This is a genomic window from Winogradskyella damuponensis, assembly GCF_039538385.1.
GTDB lineage: Bacteria > Bacteroidota > Bacteroidia > Flavobacteriales > Flavobacteriaceae > Winogradskyella > Winogradskyella damuponensis.
Genome location: NZ_BAABCB010000028.1, coordinates 134,381 through 154,674, shown reverse-complemented (window position 1 = coordinate 154,674; position 20,294 = coordinate 134,381). Strand labels below are relative to the sequence as shown.

At 30.8% G+C, this 20,294-nt stretch carries 13 protein-coding genes; 6 read left to right on the top strand and 7 right to left on the bottom strand.

What is annotated here, in order from left to right; translation table 11 throughout:
• Nucleotides 1-74 precede the first annotated feature (74 nt).
• The gene (rnr, locus tag ABD730_RS14150; protein WP_344715547.1) at nt 75-2,321 is read right to left on the bottom strand and encodes a ribonuclease R; all 2,247 of its coding nucleotides are present in this window, start codon (nt 2,319-2,321) and stop codon (nt 75-77) included.
• 1,340 nt (nt 2,322-3,661) lie between these two features.
• Between rnr and ABD730_RS14145 the strand changes: the two genes are divergently transcribed.
• The 4 genes from ABD730_RS14145 (at nt 3,662) to ABD730_RS14130 (ending at nt 7,111) form a co-directional block, all read left to right on the top strand.
• Nucleotides 3,662-5,092, top strand: a complete 1,431-nt coding sequence (locus tag ABD730_RS14145) for a T9SS type A sorting domain-containing protein (RefSeq protein ID WP_334468590.1) — start codon at nt 3,662-3,664, stop codon at nt 5,090-5,092.
• Nucleotides 5,093-5,318: 226 nt separating this feature from the next.
• A complete protein-coding gene (gene rpiB / locus ABD730_RS14140; RefSeq protein ID WP_115815480.1) occupies nt 5,319-5,753 on the top strand; it encodes a ribose 5-phosphate isomerase B in 435 nt (144 codons plus the stop codon).
• Entirely contained in the window at nt 5,754-6,665 is a 912-nt protein-coding gene (locus ABD730_RS14135) for a cation diffusion facilitator family transporter (RefSeq protein ID WP_334468587.1), read from the top strand.
• 2 nt (nt 6,666-6,667) lie between these two features.
• Nucleotides 6,668-7,111, top strand: a complete 444-nt coding sequence (locus ABD730_RS14130; protein ID WP_344715542.1) for a GNAT family N-acetyltransferase — start codon at nt 6,668-6,670, stop codon at nt 7,109-7,111.
• A 24-nt stretch (nt 7,112-7,135) separates the two neighbouring features.
• Here ABD730_RS14130 and ABD730_RS14125 read toward each other — a convergent pair whose 3' ends face one another.
• From ABD730_RS14125 to rnpA, 3 genes are all read right to left on the bottom strand, one after another.
• Nucleotides 7,136-7,909 carry an OmpA family protein gene (locus tag ABD730_RS14125; protein ID WP_252723659.1) on the bottom strand — a complete coding sequence of 258 codons (774 nt, stop codon included), beginning with the start codon at nt 7,907-7,909 and terminating at the stop codon, nt 7,136-7,138.
• A 123-nt stretch (nt 7,910-8,032) separates the two neighbouring features.
• Nucleotides 8,033-9,667, bottom strand: a complete 1,635-nt coding sequence (locus ABD730_RS14120; protein ID WP_334468582.1) for a S41 family peptidase — start codon at nt 9,665-9,667, stop codon at nt 8,033-8,035.
• Nucleotides 9,664-10,041: a ribonuclease P protein component gene (gene rnpA / locus ABD730_RS14115; RefSeq protein ID WP_344715540.1), complete on the bottom strand. Its 378-nt coding sequence runs from the start codon at nt 10,039-10,041 to the stop codon at nt 9,664-9,666. The genes ABD730_RS14120 and rnpA overlap by 4 nt, the downstream gene beginning before the upstream one ends.
• 325 nt (nt 10,042-10,366) lie before the next feature.
• Here rnpA and ABD730_RS14110 point away from each other — a divergent pair, with 325 nt between their 5' ends.
• The gene (locus ABD730_RS14110; RefSeq protein ID WP_344715538.1) at nt 10,367-15,262 is read left to right on the top strand and encodes a reprolysin-like metallopeptidase; all 4,896 of its coding nucleotides are present in this window, start codon (nt 10,367-10,369) and stop codon (nt 15,260-15,262) included.
• A 93-nt stretch (nt 15,263-15,355) separates the two neighbouring features.
• Here the strand turns inward: ABD730_RS14110 and ABD730_RS14105 are convergent, their stop codons facing one another.
• The 3 genes from ABD730_RS14105 to ABD730_RS14095 all read right to left on the bottom strand — a co-directional run bounded on the left by ABD730_RS14105 (nt 15,356) and on the right by ABD730_RS14095 (nt 19,726).
• On the bottom strand, nt 15,356-17,158 hold the full coding sequence (locus ABD730_RS14105; protein ID WP_344715536.1) for a M1 family metallopeptidase: 1,803 nt from the start codon (nt 17,156-17,158) through the stop codon (nt 15,356-15,358).
• 2 nt (nt 17,159-17,160) lie between these two features.
• Nucleotides 17,161-18,765 (bottom strand): S8 family peptidase, encoded by a 1,605-nt coding sequence (locus ABD730_RS14100; RefSeq protein WP_334468574.1) that lies wholly within the window; start codon nt 18,763-18,765, stop codon nt 17,161-17,163.
• A gap of 100 nt (nt 18,766-18,865) precedes the next feature.
• Entirely contained in the window at nt 18,866-19,726 is an 861-nt protein-coding gene (locus ABD730_RS14095; protein WP_344715534.1) for an MBL fold metallo-hydrolase, read from the bottom strand.
• Between the two features lie 195 nt (nt 19,727-19,921).
• On the opposite strand from ABD730_RS14095, the gene ABD730_RS14090 reads away from it, so the two are divergent.
• Nucleotides 19,922-20,242 (top strand): DUF202 domain-containing protein, encoded by a 321-nt coding sequence (locus tag ABD730_RS14090; protein ID WP_215927401.1) that lies wholly within the window; start codon nt 19,922-19,924, stop codon nt 20,240-20,242.
• Nucleotides 20,243-20,294: the final 52 nt, after the last annotated feature.

The following is a 20,294-nucleotide window of genomic DNA, read 5'->3' as shown; positions in this document are numbered from 1 at the left end:
TATACTGTAAAGTTACAATTCTAATTGTTTTTAATAAGTTTTTAAAACCTCTTCATAACAGTATAAAATTGTAATTATTCATTGCTTATTTCTGGTTTGCCAACCATATAAAAATCTAAATGCTTTTTAGTTAAATCTGCATTTTTAACTTTTACAATTACTTCATCTCCGAGTTGATACATGGTTTTTGATTTATTACCAATCATAGCATATTGATCTTGATCAAATTGGTAATGATCATCTTTCATATCCCTTACACTAACCATACCTTCACATTTATTAGAAATTATTTCTATATAAATGCCCCAATCAGTAACTCCAGAAATTACACCTAAAAACTCTTCGTCTTGATGATCTTGCATAAAACGAATTTGCATATACTTAATAGAATCACGTTCTGCTTTTGTAGCTAAATATTCCATATTACTAGAATGTTTACAACGTTCTTCGTAAATCTCTTCGTTAGCAGATTTTTCGCCATCCAAATACTGTTGTAATAAACGATGTGCCATCACATCTGGATAACGACGAATTGGCGATGTAAAGTGACTGTAATAATCGAATGCCAAACCGTAATGACCAATATTATGTGTGGTATATTCGGCTTTAGACATGGTTCTTATAGTAAGTGTATCTACTAAATTTTGTTCTTTTTTACCAACAACATCTTTTAGTAAGTTATTTAAAGATGATGCAATACTTCCTTTATCTTTAAAATTTAATTTATGTCCAAAACGCGCTACAATAGTTTGAAGCTGAGCTAATTTTGATTCATCTGGCTCATCATGCACACGATACACAAAGGTTTTCTTTTGTTTTCCAACAAATTCTGAGACCTTTCTGTTCGCTAATAACATGAACTCTTCAATCATTTTATTAGCATCCTTACTGGTCTTAAAAAATACTCCTACTGGATTTGCTTCTTCATCTAAATCGAATTTTACTTCGACCTTATCAAAAGAAATAGCACCATCTCGCATACGTGCATTTCGCATTTTACGTGCCAGCTGGTTCATTTTAATTGTAGCTTGAGCTACTTCTACAGAAGTTTGGTATTCTTCTCCAGTTAACGATACTTCAGCAGGAATAGTTGTATCAATTTTTTCTTTGTGTTTTAATACATCAACTTCATTAATTGTTGCATTATTTTCAATAATAGCTTGTGCTTCTTCGTATGCAAAACGCGCATCAGAGTAGGTTACGGTTCTACCAAACCACTCGTTTTTAATTTCGCATTTATCATTCATTTGAAACACTGCAGAAAAGGTATATTTTTCTTCGTGTGGACGTAATGAACACGCTCCATTAGATAAAACTTCTGGCAACATAGGCACTACTCTATCTACTAAATAAATAGAGGTTGCACGCTCGTAAGCTTCATCATCTAAAACAGTTCCGGGTTGTAAATAGTGAGAAACGTCTGCAATATGAATTCCAATCTCATATAAGCCATTATCTAGAACTTTAAAGGATAAGGCATCATCAAAATCTTTAGCGTCTTTAGGGTCTATGGTAAAGGTTAAATCTTTACGCATATCGCGACGTTTTGCTATTTCTTCAGGTTTAATTTCTAAATCAATATTGTTAGCATATGCTTCAACTTCGTGCGGAAACTCCATTGGTAATCCATATTCTGCCATAATAGAGTTAATCTCAGTACCATGTTCACCTGGTTTACCAAGTACTTCAATAACTTTACCGTTTGGTGAATCTGATTTTTCTGGCCAATCTTCTAGAGCAACCAATACTTTATCACCATCTTCGGCTTTATTAATTTTATTGATAGGTACAAAAATATCAGTATACATTTTATTGCTATCTACTACAACAAAGGCAAAATTCTTTTTCTCATGAATTTGAATGGTACCAACATATTCCGTTTTTGCACGTTTTATAATGTTAGTAATTTCTCCTTCTTGTTTGCCTCTATGTTTTCGTTTATAGGCATAGAACTCTACTTCGTCTCCATTTAAAGCTTTATTAATATTGTTTGAAGCGATGAAGATATCTTCTTCAAAATCATCGCAAATAATATAACCGTTTCCTTTAGCTGCTAAATCTAAAATACCTGTATGATATTCTGTATTTACTATAGCTTTAAATTTGCCACGTTCTACTTCTTCAATCTCTTGTTTTGCTTTAAGTTGTTGAAGTTTCTTTATAATTTGGTTGCGACTACTAGCATCATTAACGCCTAGTTTAGCTGCAATTTGTTTATAGTTAAAAGTTGAGTTTCTTTCTTTTTTTAAAATACTAAGAATTGTATTTGTAAGGTTGGAAATCTTGTTATGTGAAGGTTTCCTGTGTTTCTTTTTTGTCATTTAATTTGTAATCATATTCATTTCCTATAAGTGATAGGAATTCTAATTTAAAACTTAATTAAGGCGAAGAGAGGTTATTAAGTTTGCTACAAAGTTACGTTTTAATTTTTTAATGATGTTTATAGAACGTTAAATTAATGGAAAAGCACTGTAAATTTCACAGAGCTTTGCTTTAAAAGTATAGTATTAAAACTAGTCTATAATCAACTTTTTATCGCCTTTTTCTTTAGGTAGTTTCTATTTCTACTGCATATAAACCAGAAGTTTATTTTTAACGTATTTAGTAAACACTTTTAAATAGCGATAATTTAAACGTTGGAAATTTATTTTTCAAAACAAGAAAATCTAAGAAGTATAAATCTATTAGATTTTTAATTCTAATAATTAGTCATTATTGCTAAAAAACGATGTTATCAACATATATATACATATTATCATTTTTCTTTTAAAATTTAAAAAATAAAATAATGGTTATTATAGTCTGTTAATAGCTAGTATAACTTTTTGAAGTTTTATTTTGATTAATCGTAATTTACATTTTACAACATTTTAGTTAACATTAAGTTTACATCTAAACGCTTCATTTTTAAGCTAAATTAAAAAGCTATTAACAACTGTTAATAACGAATGTTAATAGAAATGACTGATATGTTTATTTTAAAATCTTGTTCATTTCACTATAAATGATGTTTAATAACTTCGGCGAAAAAAACAACTAACTTATTTGGTTATCTCATCTCTATTTTTGTTTGAAAAAATTAATGAATAAACCTAATTTTAGTTTTAAAGACTTGTGAACACTTATTAACAAGTTATAAGGTATGTTATCATAACTATTAACAAACCTAAATACTAGATAATGTTTTTGAGTGGTATTTAATAGATTAAGTTTAGAATAGAACTTTATATACTTATATAATGAGTAGCATTATTAATAGATCCAAGTAATTTAGATGCTAGTAATTAAATTATTCTTTAAAATTTAACAGAATTAATCATTTTATATGTTTCGTGAAAATGAGTTCTAACAACTTCAAATACCATTATTTCTACAAGCTATAAAAAGTAAGATTTATAACTATTAAATAGTTTTACCAAAAAAGGAATTTCTAGAAGATAATTAGTAAAAGTCTAATAAAAATTTAATTATTCTTTAAAATTTTCAATCTCCATAACACATTATACACTAGTAGTTTACTAGCTATAAAATACAAAAATTATCGATTTGATGTTTTTTTTTGCTTAAAAAATCGATGAAAAACTAATTTGATACAAAATAGAAAAACTTGATATATCATTGTACCAAATTCCAAATTTATTAATTTATAAAACCTACAATTATGAAACTAAAATTATTTTATTTATCGTTTTTATTTAGTGTATTATTTTTAAACTTTTCTAATTCTCAACAAACATATCTCCCAGATGATGTTTTTGAACAATATTTAATAGACGAAGGTTATGATACCGTATTAGACAATTATGTATTAACAGCTAATATTGCTAACATAGATACAGTAAACTTATATGATAAAAATGTTACAGACTTAACAGGTATAGAAGATTTTGCAGCGTTAACTAATTTAAATATTTCTAGTACTTTAGTACTTAATATAGATGTAAGTGCAAATACAGCATTAACTACTTTAAATATCTATGATACTTCAATAAGTAGTTTAGATGTTAGTAATAATTCTGCATTAATTAATTTATATGCAGATAATACACTTTTAAATAGTTTAGATGTAAGTGCAAATACAGCATTAACTACTTTGTTTATTACTAATACAGAAATTAATAGTTTAGATGTAAGTAATAATACGTCTTTAGAGGTTTTAGGTGTTTCTGATACTCCAATAATTAGTTTAGATTTAAGTAATAATACGTCTTTAACTTATTTATCTATTTACAATACATTAATAAGTAGTTTAGATGTTAGTAATAATAGTGTTTTAACTACTTTAAAAACTACAAGCACTGATAACTTATATTGTATTACTGTAGCAGATGAAGCAGCAGCAAATGCAGGTACAGGAATTTATTTACAATGGGAAAAAGATGAAGCTTGTAATTATAGTGAAAGCTGTAATTTTACTTATGTACCAGATAATGTTTTTGAGCAGTATTTAATTGATCAAGGTTATGATGTAGCACCAATAGATAATTATGTACCTACAGCTAATATAAAGCATGTAAATTCTGTAGATTTAAATAATACTGGTGTAGCTGATTTAACAGGTATTGAAGATTTTGTAGAACTAACTGTTTTAGATGTTTCTTTTACTTCGGTAACTAATGTAAACGTAAGTAATAATATAGCATTAACTGACTTATTTGTTAATAACACTTTAATTAGTGATTTAAATGTAAGTTTAAATACAAATTTAAATATTTTAAATGCCTTAAATACTCCAAATTTAGATTGTATTACTGTAGCAAATGAAGCAGATGCAACTTCAGTTTCTGGTATTTATGTTAATTGGCAAAAAGATGCAATTTGTAGTTATAGAGAAAACTGTAGTGCTCCATTAAGTGATATAGAATTTGATGCTACTAAAGTGTTTGTTGGACCAAATCCAATAAAAGATCAATTACAAATTAAACTTAACAATGCTGATGTTCTAAACGACGTAAGTGTATACAATATTTCAGGAAAATTAATTCTAAAATCTACGAGTACTAATATTGCAACAAGTCATTTAGTATCTGGTATGTACTTGGTAAGAATTACAACGGATAAAGGTAGTTTTACAAGAAAATTAATAAAATAAGTATAACCACTCTATTAATAATATACTTAAAAAACCTTGAGACATGTCTCAAGGTTTTTTTATATAATACATATACTAAATAAAACTAATAGTTTACGAACTGTGTAATATTTAAGATATATAACAAAAAAAATGAGAAAGATAATTTTATAAAGAAGTCTTAAAGCAAAAACAATAGGGCTATTTTTATTCGTAACTTTGTTGTATTAAATTAATTCAATACAACATGACAATCTCAATAGGAAACGATCACGCAGGACCAGATTATAAATTTGCTATAGTAAAGCATTTAGAAGCTAAAGGTTATACTATTAATAACTATGGAACAGACACTTTAGATAGTGTAGATTATCCAGATTTTGTACATCCTGTAGCAAAAGATGTTGAGGCTAAAAAAGTAGATTTTGGGATACTAATTTGTGGCAGTGCAAATGGTGTAGCAATGACAGCTAATAAATACCAGCATGTAAGAGCTGGAGTTTGTTGGACAAATGAAATAACGGAATTAACACGTTTGCATAACAATGCTAATATTATTTGTATTCCAGCACGTTTTACATCAATTCCGCAAGCTATAAAAATGGTAGATACCTTTTTAGAAACTAAATTTGAAGGTGGTCGTCATCAAAACCGTGTAGATAAGATTCCATTATCATGTTAAATGAGTCATTCACACAACCATTCGCATAATTCTAAAGACTTAAAGGGTCAAAAGCTTTTAATTTCAATACTTCTAAATATTGTTATTACTGTAGCTCAAGTTATTGGTGGTTTTGTTTCTGGTAGTCTTTCATTACTCAGCGATGCTTTACATAATTTTAGCGATGTTATTTCTTTAATAGTTAGTTATGTAGCTGCTAAATTATCGAAGCAAAAAGCATCTATTGATAGAACTTTTGGTTATAAACGTGCCGAAATTTTAGCTGCCTTTATTAATGCTAGTACGTTAATTATTGTAGCAATAATCTTAATTTTTGAAGCTGTAAAACGTTTTAAAAATCCACAAGAAATAGAATCTGGTTTAGTTATTTGGTTAGCCATTGTCGCCATTATAGGTAATGGTCTTAGTGTTTTATTATTAAGAAAAGATGCTAAAAATAATATTAATATGCGTTCTGCTTATCTGCATTTACTTACAGATATGTTGGCTAGTGTAGCTGTACTCATTGGTGGTTTATTAATGAAATATTATCAACTGTTTTGGGTAGATAGTTTACTAACCTTATTAATTGCATTGTATTTAATTTGGGTAGGTTACGATTTGTTAAAGACATCTACTAAAATGCTAATGCTGTTTACACCAGATAATATTAATATTAAAGCGGTTGTAAGAACAGTTAATAAACTACCAAAAGTTAGCAAATTACATCATGTACATATTTGGAATTTGAGTGACGATGAGTTGCACTTAGAAGCCCATTTAGACTTAAAAGAAGACATTTCTACTACAGAGTTTAATGATTTACTTCTAGATATCGAAACTGTTTTACATGATGAATTTAATATTAATCATGTTACCATTCAACCAGAGTTTAATAAAGAAGACCCTAAAGAGGTCATTGTACAAGATTAACTATGATAACAACTAAAATAAGCGCTTTTAACGAACTTTCTATAGTAGAGTTATATGATTTACTTCAATTAAGAAGTGAAGTCTTTGTAGTAGAACAAGATTGTATATATCAAGACATTGATGGTAAAGATCAAAAGGCACTTCATGTTTTAGGTTATAAAAATGAAAAATTAGTTGCTTATACAAGAATTTTTAAACCTGGAGATTATTTTAAAGAAGCTAGTATTGGTAGAGTCGTAGTAGAACAAAAAGAACGGCAATATAAATATGGATATACAATAATGAACGCTTCTATAGAGGCTATTAAAACTTATTATAATGAAACCATCATTAGAATTTCTGCACAAACGTATTTAAAACGTTTTTATAATAATTTAGATTTTAAGGAAGTAGGAGAAGAATATCTCGAAGATGGTATTCCTCATATTGCTATGTTGCGTTCTTAATTATTTACTAAGGAAAACAAACTATTATTTATCGTAAATTCTAGTTACTAAGATTTCTACACGTCTATCTAACTCAGGCTCACCACCCAAAGGAGCTTTACGTCGCATACCAACATATTTCATTCGGTAATGTTTTACTCCTTTGTCTGCTAAATAATCATAAATATACTTAGCGCGCGCAACAGAAAGATTACGCTTTTTTGTTTTTCTATCTACAGCATCTCTATTACCTTGAGTACAACATACATGGCCTTCAATAGTAAAGTAAATGTTAGTACGTTCTGCTAATATTTCAGCAATTTTATCTAGTACTTTTTTCGAGTCTTTTGTTAAATAACTATAGCCTGTTCTAAATAGTAAATTGTCAAGTAATATTTTATCTCCTTCTTTTAAATCTCCTTTTAACAAGTCTTCTGGATTATTTTTTTCAGGCTTTTCTTCTTTTTCCTTTGGAGGATAGACAGGAGTAACAATGATTTCAACTTTACGATTTAAACCTCGTATTTTATTAAGGTCATCTTCACGAATAATATTGACTAAAATTTTACCTTTTCCATCAACATTGGTCATTTTAGACTCATCAAATTCGTTATTAGAAAACACTTCTTTTATGGCATCTGCACGATTTTGAGATAAGACGAGATTATAATTATCACTACCTCTATCATCTGTAAAACCATAAATTGTAACTTTTTCTATATCAATATCTTCAATTGTAGATAGAAAAAGTAATAACCTACTGTGTTCTGTTTCTGGTATATCGTGTTGATCAGTTTCAAAATAAACCTCGTGCTTCATTTCTTTTTGAGAAAAAGAGAATTGAAAGCATAGGCATAAAAGGATAATTAGGGGTCTCATTTTATTATAATTTTCTTACTTACAGAAAACATTTATGATGTTAAATATAAAAAAAATAAATTTCTATCTCAAAATACTTGCGTATTGTAGCGGATTATTAAGAATATTTATGGCTTTTTTAATTTCAGCATTGTGAGCAGTGTAATAGGTATATAAACCTTCACTGTAGAAATAACGTTTAATAATTTCGTCTGTAAGTAATGATTTTAATTGCGTTTTGTTTTCATCAATAGCATTAGATTTATAGGCTTGTAATGCTTTAGTTAAGTTAGCATATTCTGATGTAATTACAGCATCAAGCTCTTCTTCTTTTGCTACGTTAATGGCATTTGTTAAGGCTTTTTCAGTTTTAGTTTCAAAATTGAAACCACTTGTTTTTATATAGTTTTTAAATTTTTTGAAGTCAGAATCGGAAAACTCAAAGCTGTTTAGATTTTCAACTTTATTGTTGTAATAATAATTGGTTGCAAAGTTGAATACTAAATTTTCATTTGATATTGCTTTAGTAATTGGTGTTTGTTTTGCAAATTCTACTTCAATATCAGGTTGTACACCTCCACCGTCAAAAACATCGCGTCCATTTTTAGTTTTAAAGGCATTGTAATTTTCTTTTTGAGTTCTTGTAGCTTTTCCATTTTCATCTCTATTCCAATAATCTAATGCTTGAATACAACGGCCAGATGGAGTATAATATCTAGAAATAGTAATTTTCATTTGTGTACCATACGTTAGTGGTTTTGGACGTTGTACAAGACCTTTTCCAAAGCTTCTTGTACCAACTACCACAGCACGATCCATATCTTGTAAAGCACCAGATACAATTTCACTTGCAGAAGCACTTCTTCCGTCTATTAAAACCACTAATGGAATTTGTGTATCAATAGGTTCGCGTTTGGTATAATAAGTTTTATTATATTTTTTTACTTTAGATTTAGTTGTTACCACCAACTGATCTTTAGGAACAAAAATATTAGTCACGTTAACAGCCTCGTGAAGTAAACCACCAGGATTTCCTCTTAAATCTAAAATTAACTGTGTAGCTCCTTGGTTTTTTAATGCTTTAATGGCTCTAATTGTTTCGGAAGACGCTTTATCATTAAATTTTCTTAACACAACATAACCCGTTTTTTCATCTACCATAGCATAGTGTGGGACTGCTTTAATTTCTAAAGATTCTCTAATAATTTTTACCGTATTGGTTTTTCCTTGACGTTTATAAACTAAAGAAACTTCAGTACCTGAAGCTCCTTGCAATAAATTTGCAGCATCTTCTTTAAAATCTGCTACGGCAACTTTATCTACTTTAATAATTTCATCACCAGCTTTAAGACCAGCTTTATCTGCAGCATAACCTTGGTAAGGTTCAACGATTACCAATTTATCTTTTAAGGTTAATACTTTTGCTCCAATACCTGTGTAATCGCCTGCATTATTAATTCTAGAGGCCTCGACATCTTGTTCGTTGTAAAATTGTGTATAAGGATCTAAATCGTCTAACATGCTTTTAATGGCTGTATCCATTAAGTCGCCAGGATTAGTATCATCTACATAATTCATGTTAATTTCTTTAAAAAGCGTTGTAAATATTTCTATTTGCTTAGCAATTTCAAAAAAATCGTTTTTAAATGCTGTAGTGCTAGTAAATATAAGCACAGCCAACACTGGAAGTATTATTTTTTTATGTAGGAGTTTTTTCATTTGTTAGAAGTTTTGTCGGTAAATTTCCTAAACAATAATTTCATACTATCATTTAGTTTATCAAAAGTTGTTCCATCTTTACTAAGGTACAAAATCATAAACGCAAAAGACGCAGAACTATTGTTAAAATATAATGGTTTATTAAGTCTGTAAGCTTCGCGTAACAAACGTTTTATTTGGTTTCTAGAAACCGCTGTTTTGTGCAAACGCTTACTTACAGAAACACCTGTTTTAAGTTGAGATCCATCTTCAAATTCGGTTTTAAGATATACCAATTTTAGTGGGTAAGCTGTTACTGCTTTTCCATCTGTAAAAAGCTGTTCGATTAGCTTTTTGCTTTTTAATTTATCTTTTTTTGAATATTTAAAGCTCATTTATATAAATCCGATTTAGCAAAAATAGAAAACCACATCTATTTGATGCGAATTTATACACATATTAATGCTTTTATTAGCTCTAAGGTGTGCTTATTAGGGATTAATTTGTAACTCATAGGACAATTATAGATATAAATTAACAGCTACAGGTAGTGCTTAGGCCTTGTAAGTTATTAAATTATAAGGTAATGTATATAAAAGATGCACATGGTCTGTTTATAAAGCATTTCGTCTAATAAACTTTTTTTGAAAGCATTTTATTTCAAAAGCATCTATATTTGAGAGAAAACTAAATCGCACCATTCTAACCTTTCCTACTTTTATGTCTAAAAACTACTTCGCTTTTATAGTATTTATAGTATTATCTATAAATATAAGCGCACAAGATTCTTATTGGTTTCAAACCGTAACAAAACACTCAAATATTACAAAAGATGAAGTCCCTTTAGAGCATATAGAGTTTAATTTAAATACTGCATCTCTGCTTAATTTTTTTAAAAAGGCTCCTAACCGCTTAACACAAAAAAGATCTCAAATAGTGATTTCTTTACCTAATGAAAAAGGAGAATTAAATAGCTATCAACTATTTGAAGCTTCAAATTTTCATCCAGAACTAGAAGCAAAATATCCTCAAATAAAAGCATATATTGGAAAAGGTATAAATAATGGGGCTACTGCGCGTATTAGTTATTCACCTTCATTAGGATTATCCGTTTCTATTTTTAATCTCGATAGACCAACAACACTTATAAAGCCATTAGATTATAATAATGGTGTTTATGCTGTTTTTTCAAGAAATGAATTGGATGAGTCAAGTTCAGATTTTGAATGTACCACCATAGAATCGGCAAGAAGAGAAATAACATCATCTGGTTTAACAAATAGAAATGCAAATGATAGTCATTTAAGACTTTACAGAGCGGCTATATCAACAACTGGAGAATATTCGCAATTCTATCTTGATGGTTTTGAAACAACAGATGAAGAACGAAAAGGAAAGGTGTTAGCTGCAATAAACCAATCGTTAACGAGAATCAATGGTATTTTTGAAAGAGATTTTGGAGTGACTATGCAGTTAATTTCAAATAATGATGCGATAATTTTCTTAGATACTTTTACAGATCCTTACAATGTTGATAATTTAATAATTCAAAATACAATAGATACAATTATTGGTGATTCTAATTATGATATAGGTCATTTATTTGCCTATGAAGGTTCTATATACGGAAACGCAGGTTGTATTGCTTGTGTATGTACAACAGGTTCTAAAGGAAGTGCATATACAGTACATAGCAACCCTAATTCTGATCATTTTAATTTAATTGCAAGTCATGAGTTTGGACATCAATATGGTGGCTGGCATGTGCAAAGTACCTTAAATTGTAGAAGTTCTAATGAACTTCAAGAAGTAGAACCAGGTAGTGGGAGTTCTATAATGGGATATGCTGGTATCTGTTCACCTAGCGTACAAGATAATCCGGATGATTATTTTAATTATGTAGATATTAGAGATGTTGCGCAGTGGACTATAAATGATAGTTCTTGTGCACAACTTACAGGATTAACTAATACTGCTCCTATTGTTAGCGCAGGTAACGATTTTACGATTCCTATGTCAACAGCATTTATTTTAGAAGGCACAGGAAGTGATCCTGAAGGAGACCAAATTTCATTTTGTTGGGAAGAAAACGATCCAGAAAACCCTTTTAGTAGTGATACTCCACAACCAACAAGGCAATTTGGCCCTATGTTTCGTTCAAAGCTTCCTGTAGAAAGTCCTAACCGTTATATGCCACAATTATCAGATGTCGTTAATGGTAACTTAACACCAACTTGGGAGGTTGTACCTTCTGTAGCAAGAACAATGGATTTTGTTCTTACCGTTAGAGATAATAATCCAAGTGTAGGACAAACCGCTTCAGATGAAATGACAGTTACTGTTACCGATACGGCAGGCCCTTTTATTGTAACGTCTCAAACGACAAACGAAGTATGGAATGTAGGAGAAAATACAACAGTTACTTGGGATGTTGCTAATACAAATGTGGCTCCTGTAAATGCTACTGAAGTTGATATTTTCTTATCTATTGATGGAGGTTTTACATATCCTTACACAATAGCAACAGGGATAGCAAATGATGGGTCAGAAATAATTAATATTCCAAACGTTCCAACCACAACAGAGGCAAGAGTTATGGTTAGAGGTGCAAACAGTATTTTTTATGCTATTAATAGTTCTAATTTTGAAGTACAAGCATCTGAATTTGTAATGAATTTTACAGAATCAAATATGACGGTTTGTAAACCAAACGATGCCGTTTATAATTTTACATATAACACCTTTCTAGGATTTAATGAAACTACTGTTTTTTCAGCATTAAATCTTCCGGCAGGTGTAACAGCTACTTTTAGCCAACCGTCTGCATCAGGTAACAATACTAATATACAAATTACTATAAGTAATACGGCGTTAGTTGCTAATGGTTCTTATGATATAACAATAAACGGAACTTCAGATTCTGCACAAAAGAACTCCATAATTACATTAGAACTCTATGATGTTAATTTATTAGCACCTTCGCTTCAATTTCCAGAGAATAATGAAACCACTGTAGATGTTAATAGCATTTTTACGTGGCAAGAAGACATTAATGCCTCTAGTTATAACATTGATATAGCTTTAGATCCTAGTTTTAATACAATAGTTTTATCCGAAACTACTCTAATTAATTCATACAATGTCTTAGGATTAGATTACAGTACGGTTTATTACTGGCGAGTTAAAAGTGTAAATGATTGTGGAATAAGCGACTATTCTAATGTTAACGAATTTATTACGCTTTGTGTTGCCCCTAGTAATATACTTATAACTGATATCATGTCAGATTCTGTTGAAGTTAGCTGGCTAGAAAACGGTAATGCCACCACATGGGAAATAGAGATTGTTGAGGATGGCGATTTACCAACAGGTGTTGGTGTTTTAACTTCTAATAATCCATATAGCATAAGTGGTTTAAACTCGTTTACAACTTATGATATATATGTAAGATCTGAATGTGGAGGTGATAATAATAGTGCTTGGATAGGTCCTTTAAGTTTTACTACAGCAGCTAATTTTTGTAATGGAGATCATTTTTATGATTCTGGTGGTTTAGATGGTGATTACTCAAGTGGAGAATATATTACTACGGTTATAGCACCCTCTGCCGGAAATAATAGCGTTACCGTTACTTTTAACGAGTTTCAATTAGAAAATAGTTACGATTATTTATATATTTATGATGGCCCAGATATAAATGCATCATTTTTAGGGCAATTTACAGGAACTGCAAACCCTGGAACTTTTACTTCGTCACATCCTTCAGGAGCTTTAACATTTGTGTTTTTCTCAGATGGAAGTGTTACAGGCAGTGGTTGGGATGCTACGGTTACATGTCAATTTATCACATGTCTAGATCCTATAGACTTAATAGTGAGTAATTTGATGTTCAATTCAGCCGATTTAAGTTGGACAGCTATTGGTAATGAAACAACTTGGGAGCTTGAATACGGTTTAACAGGTTTCTCTCAAGGAACAGGAACTCTTATAAATACAAGTATTAATCCAACAACTTTAACAGGTTTAAATGCGTCTACTAGTTATGATGTTTATATTAGAGCCAATTGTGGTGCAAACTCAGGAGAAGATGATAGTAATTGGTTAGGACCAGTAACCTTTACAACGATGTCAGACTTTTGTAGTGGAGATCATTTTTATGATTCAGGAGGAGCAAATTTGAACTACCAAAGTGGAGAAGACATTACAACAGTTATTGCTCCTTCTGAAGGTTATAATAGTGTAACAGTTAGTTTTAATTCATTTCAATTAGAAAACTGTTGTGACTATTTAAGAGTTTACGATGGCTTAGACATTAATGCTCCTTTTCTTGGTCAGTACAATGGTTCTACAATTCCAGATTCGTTTACTTCCAATAATCCTTCGGGAGCTTTAACATTTAGATTTACTTCAGATGGAAGTGTTACGCGCAGTGGTTGGGATGCTACGGTGATTTGTGAGACTATTATTTGTCCTGATGTATCAGACTTTTTAGTAGAGAATGTGTCTTTGAGTTCTGCAGACCTAAGTTGGATTGCTGGAGGTAGTGAAATAACGTGGGAAATAGAATATGGACCATTAGGTTTTACCCAAGGCGATGGCACTAGTTTAATATTAAATGCAAGTCCATATACTTTAGATAACTTAGACCTAGACACTACTTACGATATTTATATTCGTGGAAATTGTGGTATAAATTCAAGTGAAGAAGATAGCAATTGGATTGGACCAGTAACATTTACAACCCTAGACATTACAAGTCCAGGTATTTTAGTTGCTGAACTCACAGATGAATTACAAGGTGAAGTGACTTTAAATTGGGGAGCAATTGCAAATTTTACGGGCAGTTGGTTGTTAAACTTTAATCACGATTGTAATAGTAGTTACTCTCAGATAGAAATTATTTTTTATGAGAATTACACGTTTTTTATTCCATCAGAAGATAACTATGGAACTTGGGAAATGATTGATAATCAAGTAATATGGACTTATGATGAAGGTTTTCAATACTCAGGTGTTATAACAGGAAATTATATGGAAGGAACAAATGATAACGATGGTTGTTGGTATGCTGATAAAATAGTAGACTCTAACTATACTAGCTATGTCATTGGAAACTTATCTAGTTTAGGATGGGTTAATACAAATGTTAATGAGGATATTTCTATAACATCAACAATTACATCAACAGCATTTGGCTTTTTAGAGTATAATATTTATAGAAATAACGAATTTTTAGCATCAACAACCGAAACAACATATATAGATATGCTTCCAAGTTTTGGTACTTACAATTACTATATCACTTCTGTATTTAGTGAAGGAGAATCTGAAGCTTCTAATATTGAAACCATTGTTTGGGAAAACTTAAATGTGAAAGAGAATGAACTTGAAGGAATTGAGATATTTCCTAATCCTACAGAATCTGTATTAAACATTAATTCGGCAATACTTATTGAGTCTATTGAGGTTTTCTCAATATTAGGACAAAAATTAATGTTTATCACTTCAAAAAACACTAAAAATCAATTGGATATGTCACCTTTAGACGTTGGAACTTATTTTGTAAAAGTTTGGTCTAACCAGCAATTTAATATTTATAAAGTGATAAAAAAATAAGTACACTAACTTACATTTATAAAGAAAAAGCGCAACGAAAGTTGCGCTTTTTTTATAATGTATATTTTAGTTTATTACACTAAAGTACTTAAGTTACTCCTTGGTAATTGTGTTATTCTTACGATTAACATCTGCCATCATCTGAGAAGCATCAATCTCAACCGATTTTACGGCTTTTTTAGCTTCAAATGAATAGGTTGGTATTGCCCAGGCCCAATCTTTAATAATAGTTGCTGAGGTAGGCTTTTCTCCACGCATCATTTGTAGCGGAATATAAAATTCTTCTGTTGAACCATCTGTATAAGTTACAGAAAGATCTATAGGCATTGGCATAAGACCAATACGCTCTAAAGTGATTGTTTTTCCTTCTACAGCTTTTACTCCATAATCTATTGTATTTGTAGTTTGAGCAAAATCTATAAAATACCAATCCAGTTCTAAATCTGTGATGCGTTCGGCTGTTCTTATAATATCAAATGGTTTAGGGTGTTTAAACTTAAAATCTTCAAAATACTTTTTGATGGTTTTATCTAAGTTGTCTTCTCCTATAACATAGCCTAATTGTGCTAAAAATACAGCACCTTTACTATAAGCTGCCGCACCATAAACTCCATTTAATGCATAACGATCAGAGTGTGTTGTTAAAGGTTGTTCAACTCCAGAATTTGCTAAAGCTAAATACCCTCTGTAAGATCCAGAAAGCGGATTAGACTTCTTATTTTCACTAAGAGAATTCATAGCTAAATTAGAAATATAACTTGTAAAACCTTCATCCATCCACTCGTGTTTAGATTCGTTGCTAGCTAATAAAAATTGAAACCATTTGTGAGCTAACTCGTGTGCTGTTACACCTAATAAGCTTCCATATTTACGTTCGCCTGTAATTAATGTACACATAGCATATTCCATACCTCCATCTCCACCTTGGATTACAGAATATTGATCGTAAGGATAGTCTCCAATGTTTTCGTTAAAGAAATCCATTAATAAAGCAGTATCAGATTGTAACTTTTTCCAGTTGTCTAAATAATTTTGATCTAATGTTTTCTTATAGTAAAAATGAAGCAATGGCCCATTTGGCATTTGTAACGTATCGTGAATATAATCTGGATCTGCAGCCCAAGTAAAATCATGCACTTTTGGCGCTTTAAAATGATGGGTTTTCTTTCCAGATTTTAAAGTTGGTTCACCTTGTAAATACCCTGTACCACCAACGACATAAGCTGCATCAATAGTTAACTTTACATCAAAGTCTCCCCAAACACCATGAAATTCTCTTCCTATGTAAGGATCGGCATGCCAACCTTCATCATCATATTCTGCTAACTTAGGATACCATTGTGACATGGATAAGGCAACACCTTCTTTATTATTTCTACCAGAACGACGAATTTGAACTGGGACTTGGGCATCAAAATCCATATCAAACGTCACTTTTTCTCCTGGTTGAATAGGCTGATTTAACTTTACTTCTAAAACAGTACCAACAGTTTCGTAAGAAATAGCTTTTCCGTTTTGTAATAATGAATTGACTTTTATATATCCAATTTCATTAGGTTGAAGTTTACTAATACGATCACCAACTCTAGGATCTGGATCGTTAATAGTACGTGAGCGAACATCCATTTCACTACCAGGTTGAAAGGCATTAAAATATAAATGGTAATACACGTGATTTAATACATCTGGCGAGTTATTAGTGTACACTAGCTTTTGCTTACCTTTATACTGATAGTTATTGACATTCATGTCAATTTCCATAGTATAATCTACATGTTGTTGCCAATAGCTATTTGTAGAAGCTTTTATTGGATTAGAATCTTGCACTGTTTTTCCTGTGGCGCCACAAGAAAAGACTAATGCAATAACAAAAAAGCTTAATAAAAAATTCTTCATGTTTATTTTAATTTAGAAGCCATAATTAATGCATTGTAAGCATTAACTATTCTGCCAGATTTTGATATATCTGAAAAAGACTTAACGTTAGAAGCATCTCCACCCACAACGACTTTAGTTGTTAATGGTAATCCAGACTCTAAAATCACTTGTTTAACTTGTGCAGCAGATAATTTTGGATAGTAAGAACGTACTAAAGCAGCAACGCCAGCAACCGCAGGAGATGCCATTGATGTTCCACTATTTGGCTCATATTCATTTTCTGGAGTTGTAGAATAAATGTCAGAACCAGGAGCAAAAACATCTACATTCTTTTTTCCATAATTAGAGAAACCAGAAACGATTTTAGATCCGTATTTAGATGTTAAAGAGCCAACTCTAATATAAGTATTTGATATTTCAACAAAATCAACATTATCATCTGGAAAATTAGGTGCTACGTCTACATTTTCACTAGAGTTACCAGCTGCATGTACAAATATGACATCATTATCTGATGCGTATTTTATAGCTTCTCTCACTTTATCTGCATGTGGAGAAAACGACTTTCCAAAACTACCATTAATTACTTTTGCGCCATTATCTACAGCATATCGTATAGCTAAAGCTACATCTTTGTCGTATTCATCTCCATTAGGTACAGCTCTAAGAGACATAATTTCTACATTATTTGCTACTCCATTAGCTCCTTTTCCATTGTTGCGTTCTGCAGCAATAATACCAGCAACGTGAGTACCATGAGATTCTGATTTTTTTACCGGTTTTACGTTTCCGTTTCCGTAACCTATTTCAGAAAAATCATTGATATCATCTCCTGTTGTACGACCCGAAAAGTTTTTATTTAAATTAAAGTTTAAACGTTCGTTAATACTTTCTAAACCGTTATTAATTTCTTTTTTTGCTTCAGCTAATGATAATCCATTACTGTTCATTTGATTTGCAATTTGAATCGCTTGAGACAGTGCTTGATCTTCTGTTTTAATAGCATTAATTTCATCAATTGTGTAATCACTTTTCCCTAAGTGCTTAGTTAAAGTTTCGTCAGCACCATTTATAGCTTGTGCAAATTGATCGTATTGTGTTTTACGTCCTAACCACAATTGGTAATCTTCTTCATATTTAGCTTTTGCTGCTTCGTAACTTGGGTTTGAAGTATCTCCAGAGGCTAAAATACGTACATATTCTAATTGTTCATCGTAAGCATCTCCTAAGAAATTCCAACCGTGTACATCATCTATATAGCCATTATTATCATCGTCTTTTCCATTATTTGGTATTTCATCTTCATTGGTCCAAAGTACGTTTCTTAAATCTTCGTGATCAATATCAATACCTGAATCTATAACAGCAACGATAACTTTTTTTCCTTTTTTATTTTTAATGATTTCAGCGTAAGCTTTGTCAACACTCATACCAGGAATAGTATCTTTTACAAGGTCTAGGTGTCCCCAATTTTTTTTCTCTGCATCAGTTAATGCTGTAACTTTTAAAGGTGAGGTGTCTATGTTTTCGATTGGTGTAGAAAGAATTTCTCCTGTACTACCACATCCTAAAAAAAGTGTTGCGGAAAATCCTAAATAGGCTATTAATCTGTAATTAAATTTCATGTGTTCTTGTTTATTGTTATTGATTTGTCACATACCATTTACAATTCATAAACATTCCTTTAGGTGGTAATGTTTATGAGGTGCTTATTGCATGTGTGTTTTAGTTAAATAGTGTGTTTGTTGTAAAAGTTTCGTTTAGTCTTACTCCTTTTTCAGTATGTTTTACGGTTATAATTTCGTTATGTGCATCGTGTTCTAAAAACAAGTAGAAGTTGTTGTCTGCAGCCATATTTAAAAACAATTCTTTTTCGTCAAGAGTTAATAAAGGTCTGGTATCATAACCCATTACAAAAGGTAATGGTAAATGACCTACTGTTGGCAATAAATCTGCCATAAAACAAATGGTTTTTCCTTTGTAGTTAATCATCGGAATCATTTGTTTATCGGTATGTCCATTGGCAAAGAAAATATCAAAGCCTAATTCGGAATTTTTTAAAATAGGATTGTCTGGGACAGATGTAAATTTTAATTGACCACTTTGTTCCATTGGTAAAATGTTTTCTTTTAAAAACGAAGCAACTTCACGTCTGTTAGGTTCTGTTGCCCATTTCCAATGGTCTGCATTACTCCAAAAGTGCGCATTTTTAAAAGCGGGTTCATAACCTGTTCGGTCCTTATTCCATTGAATACTGCCTCCACAATGATCAAAATGAAGGTGGGTCATAAAAACATCAGTAATATCATCACGATGAAATCCATGAGCAGCTAATGATTTATCTATACTATCATCTCCATAAAGAAAATAATAACCGTAGAATTTATCACTCTGTTTGTTGCCCATTCCTGTATCTATTAAAATAAGGCGATTGCCATCTTCAATTAACAAGCAACGTGCAGCAATATCTATCATATTGTTATTATCAGCGGGATTGGTACGTTGCCATAAGGATTTTGGTACAACACCAAACATGGCTCCTCCATCGAGTTTAAAATTTCCGGATTGAATTGGATATAATTGCATTTGCGAAATTTTTATATAGTCTTGCAAATTACTAAAAGCTTTAAAACTAATTGTTGTTAGTCTTAATAAATTAGAGGATATTTAACAAATAAGAAGAATGTGGCTTTTGGCTGTTCTAAAAAATAATTACATTTAGATTGAGAAAAAGAAGTTTTAATGAAACGCACATCAAAATCACCTTTAAAAATTAAGAATATTAAACTTTTACGATTTGGACGCGATTTTGAACCAGACCAAAAAGTTATTCTACGAGATTATTTAGCTATTGAACGCACACGTTTAGCTAATGAGCGTACACTTTTATCTTATATTCGTTCTTCATTATACTTGTTATTGGGTGCTATTGCACTTTATCAATTAAAAGAATTTGCCAATTTTAAATACTTAGCACTCACGGCTATAATATTTAGTGTGGTCTTTTTTATTATAGGTGTTTATAGGTTTACGTTATTAAAAAAGAGTTTGAAACGTGTGTATTATAAATCGGAAGAAAAACAAGAAGATAACGACCAATAATTCTCGTATAGAATCCTTTCATAATTTCATGATAAGCTTTCTATAAAAATAG

Excerpts from the sequence above, each read along its gene's own strand:
- ABD730_RS14105 (WP_344715536.1), bottom strand. The coding sequence starts at position 17,158 with ATGAAGAATTTTTTATTAAGCTTTTTTGTTATTGCATTAGTCTTTTCT.
- rpiB (WP_115815480.1), top strand. The coding sequence starts at position 5,319 with ATGACAATCTCAATAGGAAACGATCACGCAGGACCAGATTATAAATTT.
- ABD730_RS14120 (WP_334468582.1), bottom strand. The coding sequence starts at position 9,667 with ATGAAAAAACTCCTACATAAAAAAATAATACTTCCAGTGTTGGCTGTG.
- ABD730_RS14130 (WP_344715542.1), top strand. The coding sequence starts at position 6,668 with ATGATAACAACTAAAATAAGCGCTTTTAACGAACTTTCTATAGTAGAG.
- ABD730_RS14110 (WP_344715538.1), top strand. The coding sequence starts at position 10,367 with ATGTCTAAAAACTACTTCGCTTTTATAGTATTTATAGTATTATCTATA.
- ABD730_RS14100 (WP_334468574.1), bottom strand. The coding sequence starts at position 18,765 with ATGAAATTTAATTACAGATTAATAGCCTATTTAGGATTTTCCGCAACA.
- rnr (WP_344715547.1), bottom strand. The coding sequence starts at position 2,321 with ATGACAAAAAAGAAACACAGGAAACCTTCACATAACAAGATTTCCAAC.
- rnpA (WP_344715540.1), bottom strand. The coding sequence starts at position 10,041 with ATGAGCTTTAAATATTCAAAAAAAGATAAATTAAAAAGCAAAAAGCTA.
- ABD730_RS14095 (WP_344715534.1), bottom strand. The coding sequence starts at position 19,726 with ATGCAATTATATCCAATTCAATCCGGAAATTTTAAACTCGATGGAGGA.
- ABD730_RS14135 (WP_334468587.1), top strand. The coding sequence starts at position 5,754 with ATGAGTCATTCACACAACCATTCGCATAATTCTAAAGACTTAAAGGGT.
- ABD730_RS14125 (WP_252723659.1), bottom strand. The coding sequence starts at position 7,909 with ATGAAGCACGAGGTTTATTTTGAAACTGATCAACACGATATACCAGAA.
- ABD730_RS14145 (WP_334468590.1), top strand. The coding sequence starts at position 3,662 with ATGAAACTAAAATTATTTTATTTATCGTTTTTATTTAGTGTATTATTT.